Below are 16,747 nucleotides of genomic sequence, written 5' to 3'. Positions count from 1 at the left end.
TGTCCTGCTTTGTTGCGATGTGGTGCGTTTGAGATAGGATCCAGACGGATAGTTACCACGGGTTGCGGGAAAATCAAAGCAGGCTTTTACACGAGCGTCCCACCACTCCTTAGCTCGCCATAGCCAGAGACTCCGGCCAGTAGCAGCGCAGGAGCGTTCCGGATCCATCCGGATTATCGAGAAGCATGGCTGTTCCCCCGCGACTGGCTAGCTGCGAGGCAATGACAGCCAGACCGAAGCCGCGACCTGATACCTCGTTGATGGTGCGGGCTGTGCTGATGGAATCCAGGAGCAGAATATCCGAGGCCGGCCGCCCCGCTTGTGGAGTGAAGTGGTGTTCCCGGCAGAGCTTTTCAATCTCGGACCAGTTCAGTCCTGAACCATTATCCTGAATCTCAATCACCCAACCGTCGCGACTCCTTTCGCCTTTGACTTTAATAAAGGGCACCGCGATGCTCGTGACGCTCTCCGATTGAAGATGCTGGAGGTAGCCGTGATCGCAGGCGTTGGTCAGGCCATGCAAAACGATTTCATAGACCAGGGCCTCAAAGGGTTGCAGGGGGCCGAGGCCATCCTCAACGTGACATTGAAGGGGAGGCAGGCCGGCCTCGATTAAGCGCGTGCGCAAAGGTTGAACGACCTGCCACACATAATCACCGAGGCAATAGGGGCGATGCTGCAGACTGAAGAGTCTTGCAATGGATCCATATTCAGCGGCCAGAGTCGTGATCATTTCAATGCTGCTCTGCAGGCAATTACGATCGTGACTGGCATAAGCGGATTCCAGATCATGCGCAGCATCTTTCAGAGGATCGAGATGCAATGTTCGCGCAACACCCTTGAAGGTATGGATGCGCCGGAGCATGGGCTTGTGATCCTGAGCGGGATCCATGAGCAGGGGGAGGTCCTTGACCTGGCCCTGCAGTTCTTCGAAAAGCTGCAGAGCCTGCTGATGATCCGAGGTCAGGAACAGCTGCTCCAGCATCTTGATGCGTCCCGCGGCCTGATTTCGGGCTTGCTCGAGCCTTTGCTGCGATGCCCTCAGCTCGCTGACATCACGGACAGAGACAGTCATGATATGACAGAGATCATCCTTGATGACGGGTTGCCAGTGGAAGTTATAGATACGGTCGGCAATGGCCAGATCACTGGGAAGATTGGCGACATTCAAGTCCCAGGCCAGACTATTCTCCCCGATGATGGCTTTCAAGGTCTCGAGGATGTGAGCCTGCGTCGCAGCCGAAACCGAGGTGAGCGCGATGATGTCAGCAAAGGATGCGACCGACTCCGGAAAGAGGCGTCCCGTATAAGCTGAGCGGCCGGGGAGGATCGTCAGACTTGGGTCCAGTTGGAACAGTGCTTCCTGCATGCTGTTGAGGATGCCATTCAACTGCGAATTCTTCTCGTGAATCTGGTGCGACTGCTGGGAAATGGTTTGGTTCTTGCGATTCAGCTTCCGCAGACTGATCACAGCCAGCGCGAACGAGGCCAGCAGAGTGAAAGCCAGGATAACGAAGACCAAGGAGAGATAGCGATAGATTTCAAGATTCTTCAGCTCCAGGTCCTTGGTCGCCGCTTCATTTCGAGCCCGCTGCAGCTCCAGGGCATCGATGGACGTCTGGACCGCGCGCTGGAATTCCGGCTCGATCTTCTGGCGGTAAAAGCTCCAGAACTGCTGCCAGACCTTGATCTTGATGGCATCGGGAAGATCCAACTGGGCCAGCTCCGACGTGATATTGAGGATCACGTCCGACTGAGTCTCGGGAGAGAGATTCGTGCACAAGTTAAAATCATGCTGCAGATCCAGGGCATGGGCCGTCAGGGTCATGAAGCAGCGGAGAAAGTCATGGCGATGGAGTTCCTTCAGTTCTTCCAGGGCGATCTGCTGAAAGAGAGTGCGCGCCTTATCCTTCCGTCCTAGCTTGGCGAGGGCGAAGCTATGGAACAGGAGGGTATCAGGACGCATGCTGGGCGAGGCCTCGAATGGAATCCCGCTCAGTTCCTGTTCAGCTTTGACGTAATCTTTGAGCACGAAGAGATAGGTAATACCCTTGTTAAATTTATTGACAGCCGCCTGACGCAACGATGTTTTCGTATTGAGCTTCAGGTAGTGAGGCTCAACCTCATCGAAGATGCGCAAGCCCTCTTTGATGACATCGGTGGGGTAGTTGGGACTCGTATAGATATAGGCGATGTTGGTGTTCAGGTCCGCCCTGAGCTTTTCATGCCCAGGCGGGATGGCCTTCAAGGCCCGTCGCAGCATATCCGAGGTGCGGGCATAGTCGCCCTGATCCGTCAGGATACCGGAAATTCTTTGTGCGATCCTGGCAGCAAGTGCGTCTCCTGTGTGCTGTTCCAGAGCCTGGTCAAAGATTCGAAACATTTCATCGGAGCGGATGGCAGGAGCCTGGGCCCGATCCACGATCAAACAGGTGATCCGTTCCCACAGATCCTGGGTTCGAGGCGGCCACTGCTTGCAATTCCGCGCGACCTCCTGTTCCCCGACGGTTCCGTTCTCAAGCAGAATGTCGTTCAAAACGTACGCGGCCTGATAGCGGTCTTCAGAGCTGAGCTTCGGGCGTTCCAGGTAGGTGCGAACGGCCTGGATGCGCGCCTCGTTTTCGGTCATCGATTCCAGCTTCAAAGCCACGGCAAGGGGATGCTGGGGACGAAGCTCGGCCCAAGCCCGAGTTGGAAAAAATTGGAATAGGCCAAGAGTCAAGAGCCAGGTGGCCAACCTGAATCCTTGCCATGAGCCTCGCTGATGATGTTGGGTGGCTGCCTGCACGGGGTTCCCTGGGTTCAGTCGTGTCCTATGGATTAGGATAATGGAATCGAGGCGCAAGGCAGAGGCACCATTTCTGCCTTGTTCTTCGTTCATGATCAGGGCAGCACTAGAGCGGCACCCGCCAGCAGAAGCCCCAGAGGCTATAAAGAGCGATCACCAACCATAGAAGCAGCTGATGACGCCCGACGAAATCCCGCCCTCGCGAGAATAAGGACGACCAGCTCCGCGGCCCCAGCATCCATCCCAAAAGCAGAATCTGTCCGCCCCAGAAAAGCGGCAGGCCCAGGGGATGAAAATGCAGCGATTCCCGGCCATGAAAAAGGGCTGCCGCCACGAGAGAGCGGCCAAGTCCGCAGGTGGGACATTGGATATCGAAGAGAAAGGACAAGGGGCAGCGCAGCGGCACCAACGCAGCCCAGCCTTCCGCCGAGAGGGGAAGGTCATGGACCAGGCCGAGGCCGATCCAGAACAGAACAAGCAGAATGCCGGCGATCGCTCGCTTAGAGTCCCTGATCCCCAAAGTAACTATTAATCTCCGATTGCTGCAGAGCATCCGCGATGATGCTCAGACCAAAGATCGAAAGAAGAAGATGCACGATCGGGCTGTTGTCGCCGGGCCCTTTGTTCATCGCCAGCGAAATATCCTGGCTCTTGCGATACTCGTGATAAATGTGCCAGAGACCGCAGGTTATCAGAGTCAGGAGCAGCCAGGGCAGGAAATGATATTTGTCCTTGTTGATCATGTAGTTCACCGCCCGCATCTGCCGCGCCTGAACCCAGATATTCCAAAGACCGCATAGGACGATCGTCAGGATAATGTCCACCGCCACGCTGCGGACATACTGAGGTGCCGCCATCCTCTTTTCCATTTCGCTGCGTTGATGCACCAGCACGTCTTCCCCTTCCTTGCCAATTTTTCGGAAGTCCCAAAAGCAGGACCCAGTAGGCAGTCTATGCCCACCCTTAGGGGCGGTCAATAGCGCAGTGCTAGACTAAAAAAAGAATCGTACTCACCTCTCGCATATGGTCCTGCCTATGACCAAAGTCCGCTATTTTACCAAGTCCTTGCACAAAAAGGCTCTGGAATGCCCGACGAAACTCTTCTATCACGCGCAGCCTGATATTTATGAAAATCGGAGTCTGGACGACCCTTTTTTGCGGGCTCTGGCCTATGGCGGTTTTCAGGTTGGAGAGCTGGCCCGGATCTATTTTCCCGATGGCGTTGAAGTCGCGACGCTGAACCCGGATGAGGCTTTGGCGGAAACCGAAAGGCTTTTGCAAAAGGACACGATTACACTTTATGAAGCTGCAGTTCGCACCGGCTCCTTTTTGATTCGGGCCGATATCCTCGTGAAGCAGGGTTCCACCATTCGCCTCTATGAAGTGAAGGCGAAGTCCATTCATCCCGACGATACGGATGACTTTTACGATAAAAGAGCCTTGAAAAAGCAGGTCTACAAACTGAAATCAAAGTGGGACCCTTACTTTCAGGATATCGCCTTTCAAACCATGGTTTGCCGGCAGGCCTTTCCCCATTTTAAAGTCGTTCCGCATCTGGTCTTCGCGGACAAAAGCAAGGTGGCCACGGTTTCGGGTTTGAATCAAAAATTTCTAATCGCCAAAGGCAAGGGACGCAATAAGATCAGGGTTGCCGATGGCACCTGCCTCAGCAATGTGGGGCAGAAAATCCTGATGACAATTTCTGTCGAAGAACACGTGGAGCGCCTGCTCGCTGAACCGGACTTTCAAACCAAGGCCCTGGCCTGGGCCAGCGCGTATCTGTCCACCACCAAAATCGACAGTGAACTGAGCAAGACCTGCAGCCGCTGTGAATATCGCAGTGAACCCGGCAGCGGACGCAAAAGTGGCTTTCACGAATGCTGGAAAGCAAGACTCAAAAAGGACCCGGAGCCCGGACGGCTGATCATCGATCTCTGGAACTATCGGGATGCCCCACGCCTCATCAGTGAAGGCCGTCTTCTGCTTCAGGAGGTGACGCAGGAGGACCTGAAAATCGACGGCGGAGGTGATGGCCTGAGCACCGGAGCCCGGCAGTGGCTGCAGGTGGAAAACCGTCCCTTTGTCGATCATGAATACCTGCGCCTCGCTCTCGAGTCCTGGCAGTATCCTTTGCATTGCATCGACTTTGAAACCACAGCGGTGGCCATTCCCTTTCATGAAGGGCGGCGGCCGTATGAGCAGATCGCCTTTCAGTTTTCCCATCACATCATCAGCGAGGACGGTCAGGTCACGCATGCCGGTGAGTATCTTCATTCCAGGAAGGGCGAATTCCCGAACTTTGCCTTTGTGCGCGCTCTGAAAAAGGAACTGGAAGGGGACCAGGGCAGCATCTTTCGCTACTCCAACCATGAGAACACGATCCTCTGCGCGATCCTCGAGCAGCTGCGCGGCAGCCAGGAGCCGGACCGGGAGGAGCTGATGCAGTTCATCCGCAGCATCACCCGCTCTGGTGGCAACAGCGTCGAAACCTGGGAAGGACCGCGCTGCATGATCGATCTCCTGGAGCTGGTGAAAAAAGCCTGGTACAACCCCCTGACCAAGGGTTCCAACAGCATCAAAAAAGTGCTGCCGGCGGTGCTGGCGGATTCCAAAGTCCTGCAGGAAAAATACAGCCAGCCCATCTATGGCGCGGCGATCGCTTCCCGCAATTACACCAATCACACCTGGCTGCAGAGGGATGAGGCCGGCCGCCTGCTCGATCCTTACAAGCAGCTGCCGCCGCTTTTCAACGACGTGGATCCCGAGATTCTGGAATCCTTTCTCTCCGATGATGATGAGGTGGCCGACGGTGGCGCGGCGATGATGGCTTTTGCGCGGATGCAGTTCAGCGAGATGAACGATCTGGAATTTGAAGCTCTGCGCCAGGGCCTTCTGCGTTACTGCGAACTCGATACCCTGGCGATGGTCATGCTCATCGAGCATTTCCAGGAACTTCTGACCCCTGCTTACATGTCGTGGGGCATCATATCGCGATAGGAGCGATATTTCTGGCTGCATGAATAAAAGCGCAGGTTGGTCACTCGGCTGGTATAAAGACAGGCGTAGGATTCCACCTGCTTCGCGAAGCGGCTCTTTTCGAGACTCGTCCGCATCAGCTCGCCCCAGATGGGGTGCAGGGCTTTTTCCCGCGCCTCAATCTGCAGTTTGATCTGCTTATGAATTTCCTCAAGCTGCATCTCCTTGCGGTTGAGCTGCTCGATGTAATCCTTCAGCCGCTGCTGCTGCTTCATTTCCTTTTGCTTGTCACTGCCGACCATCTTCTGCCGGCGCTGCAGGTTGCCGATCTCGGAACGCAGGGACTGCGCCTCATCCTGGAGCTCCTCCTCCTGATGGATGGTCTCCATGATGCGTTCAAAGTCCGGCTGCAGCTTTTCCTGGCGGCTCAGCTGATCCTCCAGCTCCTGCACCACGAGCAGGGTCCGCCAGTTGAAAAGCTCCTTGGACCGCTGGATATCGCCGTAGATGTGATCGCCACAGTAGAGGATCTGATCCCCTTTCTGATGGGTCAGGCGTTCGAACAGGATCGCGTTGCCTCCGTGATAGACCTGCTTCGGCAGAAAGCTGCCGCGGTGCATTTTCAGAAGACCTTCCTTCTCGGTCACCACCTCATAAAAGGGATTGCTGCCGGTGAAGAAATTGGGTTTGCCCGCGCTGACGATGATGTGCTCGAAATAATCCCGCCAGCTCGGAAAGTCATCGTGCAGACCATCGAGGAGATAGGTCATCACCGCGTTGGTGTAACTCCAGTCGGAGTTCGTGATGACGAAGAGGCTCTTGCCTCCATCGATCAGCTTCACCAGGGTTTCGACCAGGTTTTTATCGCGATCAATATACTTTTCCGGTTCGGCCAGAACCCGTGACTTGATCGAACCATCCTGATGCGAGAGATCGATCCATTCGCGCAGGTCCGAATAAACCTGCCGGTAGCTCTTTTGAATCTGGCCGGGGTGCCGGCGCATGTAATCGACGATTTCCGTGAAGAGCTGCACTTCACTTTGCGCGAAGAAGGTGTCCACGGTCAGGTAGTCGTCCGCCTTGAAGCTCTTGGCATTGTAGAGTTCGTAACGCTCCTGCTTGTCGAGTTTGCGATGCCCATGAAACGCCACCTTCACGTACTTGTGCGAATCGACCTTGAGCAGGTTCCCGCGATCACGGTCCACGAGCAGCCCACGGATCACAAAGTTCGGATCGAACTTGAGCTTCAGCAGTTCCTCGGGGTAGCCGTTCGCCACAAACTTTTTCACGGTCTCATGAAACGCGAGGTTTTCAAAATTCTCGCGATTGTAAAGCACCAGCGTGTGGTCCATATCAAAGCCGATGGACTTGATGTTGGCCATATTCAGAGAACGGTTGACGTAGATCTTTTGATGTTTTTTCAGTTTTTGCATGGTGTGAAATAGCCTTGGCGATCAGGGAACGTTATCGAACTTAAAGCCCACCTGGCAGTAGCTCTTGCCCTTTTGATTGAGAAAGGTCTGCTGATAGACGACGTGACCGTCGACTTCATTGTAGACCTTGCCGTCCATGATGATTTTCATCTTCTCAAAGCGCTGGCCTGGTGTGTAGAGCTTGGACTGCATCGGGGTCCGAATGGACAGCCCGGTGGTGGACATGTCGAGGATGGCTTTGCGCAGCACGGTTTCCTGATCGATGGGATTGACCACTTCCATCACGACGCGCTCGCTGGCATCGAACATGAAGCGCTTGGCGCTGCGGCTGTCTTCGATCAAACGCAGGCCTTCGAGCGGAAAAAGGATATGCACGCCGTCGGTGGTGATGCGATCGGAGACAAAGCGGACCGAATGAATTTTCAGAAAATACTGCTGCGATTGGGCCACGCCCGTGATGTGTTCCGGCGGCACGGTGTTGGCCAGAACGATCGAACGGTTTTTGATGACCATGATATAGGTTTGAAAAACGATGTTCACTTCGCTGGCCGAAAAGAATACCGGCGACTTGCGTTGGACGCATTCCTGGATGAGTTCGAGCGAAGCTTCATCGATGGACATCAGTAGGCTCCCTTGGATTCAGCAATACCGCGGAAGGGTTCGATGTAGCGCCCGACCTGATTCAGGGTTGGGAACGCCTGGGTAAACTGGATGAGCACATCGAACCGGCTTTCATTGTATACCTTCAATTTATCATTTTTGTGATCGCGGTAGTGACCTATCAGACTGAGAGCCTGTTGCTTGTTGTTGATATAGCTGACCGATCCGCCCAAATTAAAAGTATTTTCAATTCTTGGGCAAACCGTGGGTTCGCCGCTGGTTTGCGACCCGCAACCCAGGCTTTGGATCGTATCGTAGGTATAATCCTCCTGCGACCAGCCGAAGCGCCCGCTGAAGTGCAGGAAAGGCCGTGGCGCCACGCGCACCAGACCCGCCAGACCCCGGCTGGTATAGCTGTAAAAGAAGTCATTGAATGCGTACTGATGCTGGAAGAGTTCCGCCGACACGGTCATGCCCCAGAGTTTCGGGAAGCTGCTGTTGTGTTCGATCGTCGCGCTCAGGAAGGGATCCACTCCGGAGCCGAAGAGGTTATAGGTCTTGAAACTCGAATCGCTTTCACGACGGTCCAGATACTTGCGGAAGAGGAGATAAAAACGGGCGCTATGCTGCGGATGGTAGCTCCATTCGACCCAGGGGACCAAAAGATTCTCGGTGCCGACGTCAAAGGCCTGGCGGATCTCAGGACGTTCCGGTGCGGGAAAGTATTCCGATCCCGCCCGATAAAACTGCCAATGGCCGTAGACACCCAGCAGAAAATCCCCGGACTGCCCCGAGGTTTCCACAAAAAGCCGATGCCGCCGTTCCATCAGGTCCGGGCGAAAGGGAAAATATTGCACATCACCGGGATCCTCGGTCCACACCTTCAGGCGATCGCCGTCGCTCAGCCAATCCTGTTCGTAGATATAGCCGACATAACTCTCGGTGCCCTTGCCTTTGAAAGGTCCCAGGCCGAGCCCGGCATTGGCGACGATCTTGAACGCCTCGGAGGCCACGCCGGTTTTGATGATCGGTCTCTCATCCTCATAACCGGGATTCGAGCGTTCGCTGCGTTCATAATAGTAGCCGAGCTGGTAGTACCAGAAGTGGGGCACTGCGAGCAGCGAGAGCGGATGCTGCTCAAAGAAGCTGGTGCGATAGCGGGCATGCTGGGTGCCGGGCACTTCGACTTTGCCCGCCAGCGTCAGGCGGTTCAGAATCAAATCCATCTGCGCCCGAAAGCGACCCTGCGGATAACGCTTCTGATATTCTTCAGCAGCTGTCCGCGCCGCTGTGGTATCGGCATCCTCAAATTCCATGGCCGCCAACTCAAAGAGCGCATCTTCGGCCAGCGGCTCGTCCAGTTTGCTGACCCTGGCCAAATAACGTTTGGCGCGCATGCGATCTCCCGTCGCATCAAAACACAGAGCCTGATAATAAAGATTAAAGCCGCGCAAGCGATTGGATGGTTTTGAACGACGCAGATAGTCCAAAGCCTGACGCGCCTGTCCCGTGTGATAATATGTGGCGGCGAAACGCGTCCAGGTATCCTGATCTTCCGGATGGTCACGCAGGTAGCTGCGATATGTTTGCAAGGCTTCGACAAACCGCCTTTGGGAAAACTCTTCTTGTGCTTTCACGAGTACGCTAGAATCCTGTTTACCCGGCTCAGCGTTTTGCGCCCAACCGAGATTCGGCACAATGAACTCAAGTCCAAGAATCAGGAAGAGGCAGGTGAAATGATGGCGACGGATACCCATAAATAACAATCTATGCCTTTACCTTTAATCAGCGACGCCAAGCCTGGGGGCCTGTTATGCAAGTAGAAAAAACTGTCAAAGTAGCTGGGATACACCTTGCAGGGCCCAACTCCACCAAAACAACAGTCGTGATCATGACAGGTCGCCCATGGGAAGGCAACCTAAAGATCAACGCGGTTTTGGACCGTATGGGTGCCCTCCACCGGCTGTTTTCGGACGATCGACTCTTTGAATTTTTGCGGCGCGAGGAACCTGATCGGGTCATGATCGACAGCCCCTTGACGGTTCCGCCCTGCGTGGCCTGTACCCGATCCTCCTGCCCGGGAGTGAATGCCTGCGAGGATATCGCTGTCGCTTATATGCAAAAACTCGCGGAAAGCCAGACGGGCCGCAAACGCAAGCGGGTGATGAATCCGCAAACCCAGCGTATTTGGGATGTCAAGGAATGGTTCCAATGGGCACCCTCTCTTCAGGAACCCACCTACAGCGCGAACAAGGCACCGCTCGTGGTGCGCGCCATGACCCTGCAGAGGCGACTGAATATTCTCCCGCGGCCGATTCGTCTGTGGGAGACCTCCGTGCCGCATGCGATCAGCTGCCTCGTCGATCAGCTTGGGCTCGATCGCGACCTGGCCTATCAGTATCGGGCTTTTGAAGTCGGACGGGAACGACGTACCGAGCTGCTGGAGGCCCTGCATGAACACGGGTTTCTGGAGGAGGACGACATTGATGAAGTGGCGGCCAGTGTGGAAAGTTTTTCGGCAGCCATAGCGGCATTTGTCGCGGCTCTGGAACTCTATGGTTACTGCTCGCGACCGGACAATGCCTTCTTTCAGGAGCAGGGCTGGGTGTATCTGCCCGAACTGTCGTGCCCATGGCCGCGTGAGGAAATCGAGCTCTGAGTCACCATTGGAATTCGACCCGGCGATGGTCGTGTTTCTGATAATCCAGCAGGCGTTCCGGAAGATGGTCGAGCACCTCCTTGCGGAGCGCTTCCAGGATATTGTGCTTCACATAACTGCGATGCACGATCAGACTGATTTCACGCACCGGCTGCGGATCGGCAAACGGCCTCGTGATGCAGCGTTCCTGGGAAACGGTATCGAGCGCCAGATAGGGCACGATGGTAAAACCGGAGCCCTGTTCCACGAGACGAATCAAGGTCGTAAGACTGCCGCTTTCAAAATGCAGCCTTTGACTTTTCTTCGGCGTTTGCGCTTTGAACTGGCAAAGGTTGATCATCTGATCGCGGAGACAGTTGCCTTCATTCAGCAGAAGAATACGTTCCAGCGGCAGATCCTTTTCCCGTAGAACTTTCTTCTGGGCCAGCTCATCGTTTTCCGCGAAGCAGGCGAAGAAGGGTTCATCGTAGAGGCGGATTTCCAGGATCCCGTTGTCGTGCAGAGGCGTCGCAAGGATGCCGGCATCCAGCGTATCCTCCTTAAGGCGCTGCACGATGGTGGCCGTTTCGAGTTCCTCGACAGTGAGATTCACGGCCTTATAGCGATCGATGAATTTTTGCAGAAAAAGTGGCAGCAGATAGGGGGCGATCGTGGGAATGATTCCCAGACGAAAGTCCCCCTGAATCTGTCCGGACTCTTCACGCACGATTTCCTGGAGGCGATCCGCCTCCCGCAGGATGATACGGGCCTGTTCCACCAGTCGGGCCCCGATCGGTGTCAGAACCACCGGCTGTTTGGAACGATCAAACACGATCACACCGAGCATGTCTTCCAGTTTCTGGATCTGCATGCTCAACGTCGGTTGGGTTACGTGGCACTTGCGTGCCGCGAGGCCGAAACTGCCGTGGTTGGCCACGGCCACGATGTAACTCAACTGCGTGAGGGTCATATTTCACCGCGCATCCGATCTTCAAAGGCTGCCAAAGCCACCTTGGCTCCTTCGCCCATCGCGATCACAATTTGTTTGTAAGGGGTCGTCGTCACATCACCGGCGGCGTAAATGCCAGGCACCGACGTCCGGCCCTTTTCATCCACGATAATTTCGCCCATGCGATTGACGTTGACCAGATCCTTGATAAAGCCACTGTTCGGTGACAGACCAATCTGCACAAAGACGCCATCCAGGGTTTCCTCGTGCTCAGTCTTGTCCCGGCGATCCTCGTAACGCAGACCGATGACGTTATCACCGTTTCCGACCACTTCCGTGGTGCGTGCTTCGAGGACGACTTTGACGTTCGGCAGCGAGTTCAGTTTGTCGATGAGCACCTGGTCGGCCTTCAGCTTGTCCATGTACTCATAAAGAACCACGCTGGAGCAGATGCCAGCCAGGTCGATGGCCGCTTCCACACCGGAGTTGCCGCCGCCGACAACCGCCACTTTTTTACCCTTATAGTAGGGCCCATCACAGTGCGGACAGAAGGCCACACCGCGGCCAATATACTCCTTTTCACCGGGAATGTTAAGTTCCCGCCATTTGGCACCGGTGGCCACGATCAGAGTATCCGCCGTCAGTTTCTCGCCGCTGGAAAAGAGGACTTCGCGTTTTTTCCCGCTGTTCACCTCTTCCACACGCCGATGTTCCAGGACCGGGATATCATAGGCCGCCATGTGCTTATCAAGCGCGGCTGCCAGCTGTGGACCCTCGGTTTTGATAACCGAGATCAGGTTTTCGATGTCCTTGGTTTCCTGAACCTGGCCGCCGATTTTTTCGGCGATGACCACGGTTTTCAAACCCTTTCGCGCGCTGTAAATGGCGGCCGAAACTCCAGCCGGTCCGCCGCCGATCACGGCCACATCGTAGTGCCCAAGGTCACGCGGGCCGCTGGATTTTTTCTGGGTGCCGAGTCTGGTTTCGAGTTTGGTCAACAGCTCGGCGAGGTTGGAACGACCCGAGTGGATCAGTTCATCACCCAAGAAAACGCTGGGCACACCCTGGATTTTCAGCTTTTCCAGCTCATCAGGCACCATGCCTCCATCGACCATTTCATGATTCAGGTTGCCATGAGCCAGGGCGATTTGATTCAAAGCCTGCACCACGTCCGGGCAGTTTTCACAGCTCAGACTGATATAGGTACGAATTTGGGTATTGTCAGGCAAACCCTGAATACGTTGCACGAGACCGCGATCCGGCAGTTTGCCCTGACCGGCGCTGTTCAGGATGGCCAGCACCAGCGAGGTGAATTCATGGCCGCCGGGAATGCCGCGGAAACTGACGCCCGTGACGTCACCATCCCTGAGGATTTGAAAGCGGGGAACCGGCGATTTTGCGGAACCCACCTTGACGGAAATGTTTGGACTGGTGGAGGCAAGGTCCCTTAAAAAGTCCAAAAGTTCAGACTGCTGCTGGTGGTCGCTGGCATCCACAGCGAGTTCGATGGAATGTTTCAGGTCAGCGAAAACACCCTGAAGTTGTTCTTTTAGATCTTTATCAAGCATATGACTCTTGCTCCTTGTTTGAGGGGGCCCAAGGCCCCCAGCGTGCGGCCGCAGGTGCGGCGGCTTAGATTTTGCCGACCAGGTTGAGGCCAGGCTTCAGTGTTTTTTCACCTGGAGTCCACTTGGCTGGACAGACTTCACCGTCGTGGGTGGCGACGTACTGGGCCGCCTGAACCTTGCGGTAGAGTTCGTCCGCGTTACGGCCGATGCCGTTATCGTTCACTTCCGCCAGCTTGATTTGACCTTCCGGGTTCACAAGGAATGTCCCGCGATAGGCGAGTCCTTCCTCTTCGATGTAGACACCAAAGGCGCGAGCCAATTGGCCCGTGGGGTCAGCCAGCATGGGAAATTGGATCTTCTTGATGGTATCCGAGGTGTCATGCCAGGCTTTGTGCGTGAAGTGCGTGTCGGTGCTCACCGAGTAAACTTCCACGCCGAGTTCCTTGAACTTCGCATATTTGTCGGCCATGTCACCCAACTCTGTCGGACACACAAAGGTGAAGTCCGCAGGGTAGAAGAAGAAGATCGACCATTTGCCTTTCAGGTCGTTCTGGGAAACGGTGACAAATTTGTCCTGATGATAAGCCTGGACTTTGAACTCAGGAACTTTCGAGTTGATCAACGTAATCATGGATTTCTCCTTAATGGTTTTAAGAGTCCGCGAGGGGGTCATCTGTACCCTCATCACCGCTGACATAGGAGAGTATCGGGTCAGCTCGCTGATAAGTAAAATCTAATGTTTTTATAACAACATAGATTTTATCTATAACGTGAACTGCACAAAAAACTGCATTAAATGGAATGGTTACATTATTTAGTGGGTGCCATTGAGTTCAGGAAAGAGGGCGATCAGGTTGGAATTTTGCTGCTCCAGGACTTTGTCGACAGGTATACATTGCGACCAGGCCACATGCTTCATGATATCCAGGACGAGGCGCGGATCCGAGGCGGCACCATCATCAAAGACTTCAGGGCTGTCGGATTCATAAAGCACGCGATCCGCTGGCACATAGTGCAGCAGGGCATGATTATCATGTTTCACGATGCGCGGCGGCAGCGACAGGTAAAAGCCGAGATCCAGCCAGGACTGGGCGGTCTGATGATTGCCCCAGAAACTATGCACAAGGCCGGTGACCCGACCGTTGAAGGCTTTCATGATCCGCAGCGCTTCATGATGCGCGCGCACGATATGCAGAATGCAGGGTTTCTTCCGGACGGCCGCCAGCTCCAGCTGCCGTTCAAACCAATGGCTTTGTTTCTGTCGCTCCGGTTCCGGCTTGACCCGAAAAAAATCCAGGCCGAGTTCTCCCAGCGCTCCGGCCTGAGGCAGCATGCGTTCAAGAGTGGCGAAGTCCTGTTCCAGCTGCGCGTCATCGCGTTCCTGCACGGTCCAGGGATGCAGTCCAAAGCCGCGTATCATACGCACGGGTGAGGGAGGAATATCCAATTGCTCCTGCCAGTCCAAAGGGTCGACGCCGCCCAGAACAAAGCCCTGACAGCCGGCCTCGTGGAGGGACTGAAGAACCCCCGGCAAGGGATCGGGATGAAACCGTTTGGTCAAATGACAATGCGCATCCATCCAAGGCAGCATAAGGAACCTCCTCCGAACCTGCTTTGGTCATATTGATCAATTTCCCGGAAAAGTACCAGAAAATTCGGCGTTTTTTCCCAATCCAGCCAATCCAGGCAGCTGGAATCCTTAGGTTTTGAGCGGATGGGCCGATAACGAAACGAGACAGCACAGGAGTAGCCTTTGCGTATCGAAATGCATGGCGCGACCGACATGGGTCGGGTCCGCAAAAACAATCAGGACAGTCTCTTCTTCAATGCAGAATTGGGGCTATTGATCGTGGCCGATGGCATTGGAGGCAGAAAAGGCGGTGAGGTTGCGTCGGCGACAGCAGTCAACGGTATCAAGGAAGCTTATTTGAACTGTGACAGTCTCCGGCATGAGGAAGTGGAACCTTTTCTGATCAAGAGCATCGATCAGGTGAACAAGGACATCATCGCGAAGGGTCAGGCGAGCCCGGGCCTTGAAGGAATGGCGACCACCCTGAATGCCATCCTTTTCGTCGGTGAAAAAGCCTTCATCTGTCATATGGGTGACTCACGCACCTATCTCTATTTCAAACAGCATCTCTGGCAGCTGACGCTCGATCATAACATTGAAAATTATGTGGAGCGGGGCTGGCTGCCGGATGGCTCCCTGGCCGTGAATCCTAAGCCGGGTGCGCTGGTCCGGGCGCTGGGTCTGTCCACGCAGTGTGAAGTGGATATCTATGAACTCAAACTGCAGCCTGGCGAAATTCTTCTGACCTGTTCCGATGGACTGACGGGTATGGTCAACGATCGCCGGATTCTGCGCATCATCAAGGAATATGAAAACAAGCTTTATGAGCTGCCGCAGAGGCTGATACAGGAGGCCAATGAAGCCGGTGGCCAGGATAATGTTACGGTTGTGATTTCTTCGATCATGCGGGGTTAAGTGGACAAGCTGTATCTCATTCGAGTCGACATGGAACGCTTCCTGGGGCCTTATTCGCTCAAGCAGGTGAAGGAAGCGTATGGTCGCATGGAGTTTGGTCTCCAGGATGAGATTGCGGGCAGTTTGCGGCAGTGGGTGGCGTTCGATGATTTTGAAAGCATCCGCAAACACTATCCCGAACTCGTGCAGCTCGTGCAGCGGGAGATGCTCTCCGGCTGGGGTGTGAGCACGCATTCCGCCATGGGAAGTTCCGCGCTGCCGGTGAAGGTGAAAACACCGTCCCGCTCGCGCAAAAGCAGCCCGTCGGTGCTGTGGATTCTGGTCATTCTGTTGATTGCCGTGCTCGCCGCGGTGGGCTTCTCTCTGCATAAGGATGGGGAACTGGGTAACCTGATCGGCATGCTCAAGGATCGCCAGCTTTATGAGGCCAGGGTCCAGTATGGCGATCGCTATAACGCCCGCTTCGAAGCCTTCATGGATCGCAATCGCGAGAGCATCAATGCCGCCTTGCGGAAGAGGAGAACCAGTGCCCTCTGGCTGCCTTATGTTCGGGCCGTCGCCTTTGAAAAGGATGGGCGTTGGGAAGGTCTGTCCTTCCGGAAATTGCGCGGCCACACCGATGGCTTTTTGCCCCAGGATTGTTCGATGGGAGCCTGGGAACAGCGCTGGACCAAAAGCAAGGGCGACTGGGCGCGCTTTCTGGATGGCCGCGAATTTCCCCGGGACGAGTGGTCCCATCTTTTGGCCATGGATCCGCACTGGATCCGCAGCCGCTCACCGTCTCCGGGCTGGATCCATCCGGGCACTTATGCGGAAGGTTGTCTGCGTATGGCCGTCAAGGCCATGCAGCGCCTGACCGGGGATAAGGACTCCTGGGAGGCCAAAGTCTTTATCTCACGCATGCGCTGGCAGCTGGGTGTGGTGAACGCGCAGGTGCCGGATGAGGAATTTGAAATGTCGGGAACCCTTTGGGCCCTGAGCTGTATTGAAGATGCGCGTGAGGTGGATGCCTTAAAGAACTGTCAGGGTTCGGTGAACCCCAAACAGGGCTGGCGGGACGTCTTTGAAGTGAGCACCCTGCATCGCAAGATTGAACTGACTTTGGAAGGACGCAAGAGTCTGGATGGGGATGCCCTCAGCAGCTTTGAAAAAATGGTCAGCGAGTTTGGCAATCGGGCGCCTCCTTACTATCTGCCGCGTGAACCTGAACTGAAATTCTATCAGGAAATCGTGCAGCAGAAGGGCGATGTGGAAGGAGCGCGGGACACCGTTCAGCCGAAATATCCTGCCATAAATTTCCATCATTAGGA

Annotated in this window: 14 protein-coding genes; 4 read left to right on the top strand and 10 right to left on the bottom strand. The window is 55.0% G+C overall.

All coding sequences use genetic code 11. The annotated features are described in order from the left end of the window. Nucleotides 1-109: 109 nt before the first annotated feature. The 3 genes from OLTU_RS24175 to OLTU_RS24165 all read right to left on the bottom strand — a co-directional run bounded on the left by OLTU_RS24175 (nucleotide 110) and on the right by OLTU_RS24165 (nucleotide 3,681). On the bottom strand, nucleotides 110-2,737 hold the full coding sequence (locus OLTU_RS24175; RefSeq protein WP_176736916.1) for an Hpt domain-containing protein: 2,628 nt from the start codon (nucleotides 2,735-2,737) through the stop codon (nucleotides 110-112). 157 nt (nucleotides 2,738-2,894) lie between these two features. Further along, entirely contained in the window at nucleotides 2,895-3,308 is a 414-nt protein-coding gene (locus OLTU_RS24170; RefSeq protein ID WP_218110234.1) for a DUF2752 domain-containing protein, read from the bottom strand. Further along, nucleotides 3,289-3,681 (bottom strand): DUF4234 domain-containing protein, encoded by a 393-nt coding sequence (locus OLTU_RS24165; RefSeq protein ID WP_141735318.1) that lies wholly within the window; start codon nucleotides 3,679-3,681, stop codon nucleotides 3,289-3,291. The genes OLTU_RS24170 and OLTU_RS24165 overlap by 20 nt, the downstream gene beginning before the upstream one ends. 142 nt (nucleotides 3,682-3,823) lie before the next feature. Between OLTU_RS24165 and OLTU_RS24160 the strand changes: the two genes are divergently transcribed. Next, nucleotides 3,824-5,785: a DUF2779 domain-containing protein gene (locus tag OLTU_RS24160; RefSeq protein WP_176736915.1), complete on the top strand. Its 1,962-nt coding sequence runs from the start codon at nucleotides 3,824-3,826 to the stop codon at nucleotides 5,783-5,785. Here OLTU_RS24160 and OLTU_RS24155 read toward each other — a convergent pair. The 3 genes from OLTU_RS24155 to OLTU_RS24145 are packed head-to-tail and all read right to left on the bottom strand — an operon-like array spanning nucleotide 5,755 to nucleotide 9,434. Further along, entirely contained in the window at nucleotides 5,755-7,197 is a 1,443-nt protein-coding gene (locus OLTU_RS24155; RefSeq protein ID WP_141735316.1) for an HAD-IG family 5'-nucleotidase, read from the bottom strand. The genes OLTU_RS24160 and OLTU_RS24155 overlap by 31 nt on opposite strands. A gap of 21 nt (nucleotides 7,198-7,218) precedes the next feature. Next, complete coding sequence (locus OLTU_RS24150; protein ID WP_141735315.1) at nucleotides 7,219-7,818, bottom strand: PilZ domain-containing protein; 600 nt, start codon at nucleotides 7,816-7,818, stop codon at nucleotides 7,219-7,221. Continuing rightward, on the bottom strand, nucleotides 7,818-9,434 hold the full coding sequence (locus OLTU_RS24145) for a tetratricopeptide repeat protein (protein ID WP_141735314.1): 1,617 nt from the start codon (nucleotides 9,432-9,434) through the stop codon (nucleotides 7,818-7,820). Before OLTU_RS24145 ends, OLTU_RS24150 begins: the two co-directional genes overlap by 1 nt. Before the next feature lie 254 nt (nucleotides 9,435-9,688). Here OLTU_RS24145 and OLTU_RS24140 point away from each other — a divergent pair, with 254 nt between their 5' ends. Then, the gene (locus OLTU_RS24140; RefSeq protein ID WP_218110233.1) at nucleotides 9,689-10,456 is read left to right on the top strand and encodes a hypothetical protein; all 768 of its coding nucleotides are present in this window, start codon (nucleotides 9,689-9,691) and stop codon (nucleotides 10,454-10,456) included. A 1-nt stretch (nucleotide 10,457) separates the two neighbouring features. Here the strand turns inward: OLTU_RS24140 and OLTU_RS24135 are convergent, their stop codons facing one another. From OLTU_RS24135 to OLTU_RS24120, 4 genes are all read right to left on the bottom strand, one after another. After that, nucleotides 10,458-11,405, bottom strand: a complete 948-nt coding sequence (locus OLTU_RS24135; protein ID WP_141735312.1) for a hydrogen peroxide-inducible genes activator — start codon at nucleotides 11,403-11,405, stop codon at nucleotides 10,458-10,460. Further along, a complete protein-coding gene (gene ahpF, locus OLTU_RS24130; RefSeq protein ID WP_141735311.1) occupies nucleotides 11,402-12,952 on the bottom strand; it encodes an alkyl hydroperoxide reductase subunit F in 1,551 nt (516 codons plus the stop codon). Before ahpF ends, OLTU_RS24135 begins: the two co-directional genes overlap by 4 nt. 64 nt (nucleotides 12,953-13,016) lie before the next feature. Next, nucleotides 13,017-13,583, bottom strand: a complete 567-nt coding sequence (gene ahpC, locus OLTU_RS24125) for an alkyl hydroperoxide reductase subunit C (protein ID WP_141735310.1) — start codon at nucleotides 13,581-13,583, stop codon at nucleotides 13,017-13,019. Between the two features lie 183 nt (nucleotides 13,584-13,766). Next, nucleotides 13,767-14,543, bottom strand: a complete 777-nt coding sequence (locus tag OLTU_RS24120) for a TatD family hydrolase (RefSeq protein WP_141735309.1) — start codon at nucleotides 14,541-14,543, stop codon at nucleotides 13,767-13,769. Between the two features lie 162 nt (nucleotides 14,544-14,705). Between OLTU_RS24120 and OLTU_RS24115 the strand changes: the two genes are divergently transcribed. Both OLTU_RS24115 and OLTU_RS24110 read left to right on the top strand, forming a co-directional pair. Then, nucleotides 14,706-15,437 carry a PP2C family protein-serine/threonine phosphatase gene (locus OLTU_RS24115; RefSeq protein ID WP_141735308.1) on the top strand — a complete coding sequence of 244 codons (732 nt, stop codon included), beginning with the start codon at nucleotides 14,706-14,708 and terminating at the stop codon, nucleotides 15,435-15,437. Continuing rightward, on the top strand, nucleotides 15,438-16,745 hold the full coding sequence (locus OLTU_RS24110) for a hypothetical protein (protein ID WP_218110232.1): 1,308 nt from the start codon (nucleotides 15,438-15,440) through the stop codon (nucleotides 16,743-16,745). Nucleotides 16,746-16,747: the final 2 nt, after the last annotated feature.

It is taken from the genome of Oligoflexus tunisiensis, assembly GCF_001748245.1.
Lineage (GTDB): Bacteria > Bdellovibrionota_B > Oligoflexia > Oligoflexales > Oligoflexaceae > Oligoflexus > Oligoflexus tunisiensis.
The sequence above is the reverse complement of the archived record's forward strand: the minus strand, read 5'-3'. Positions and strand labels throughout refer to the sequence as shown.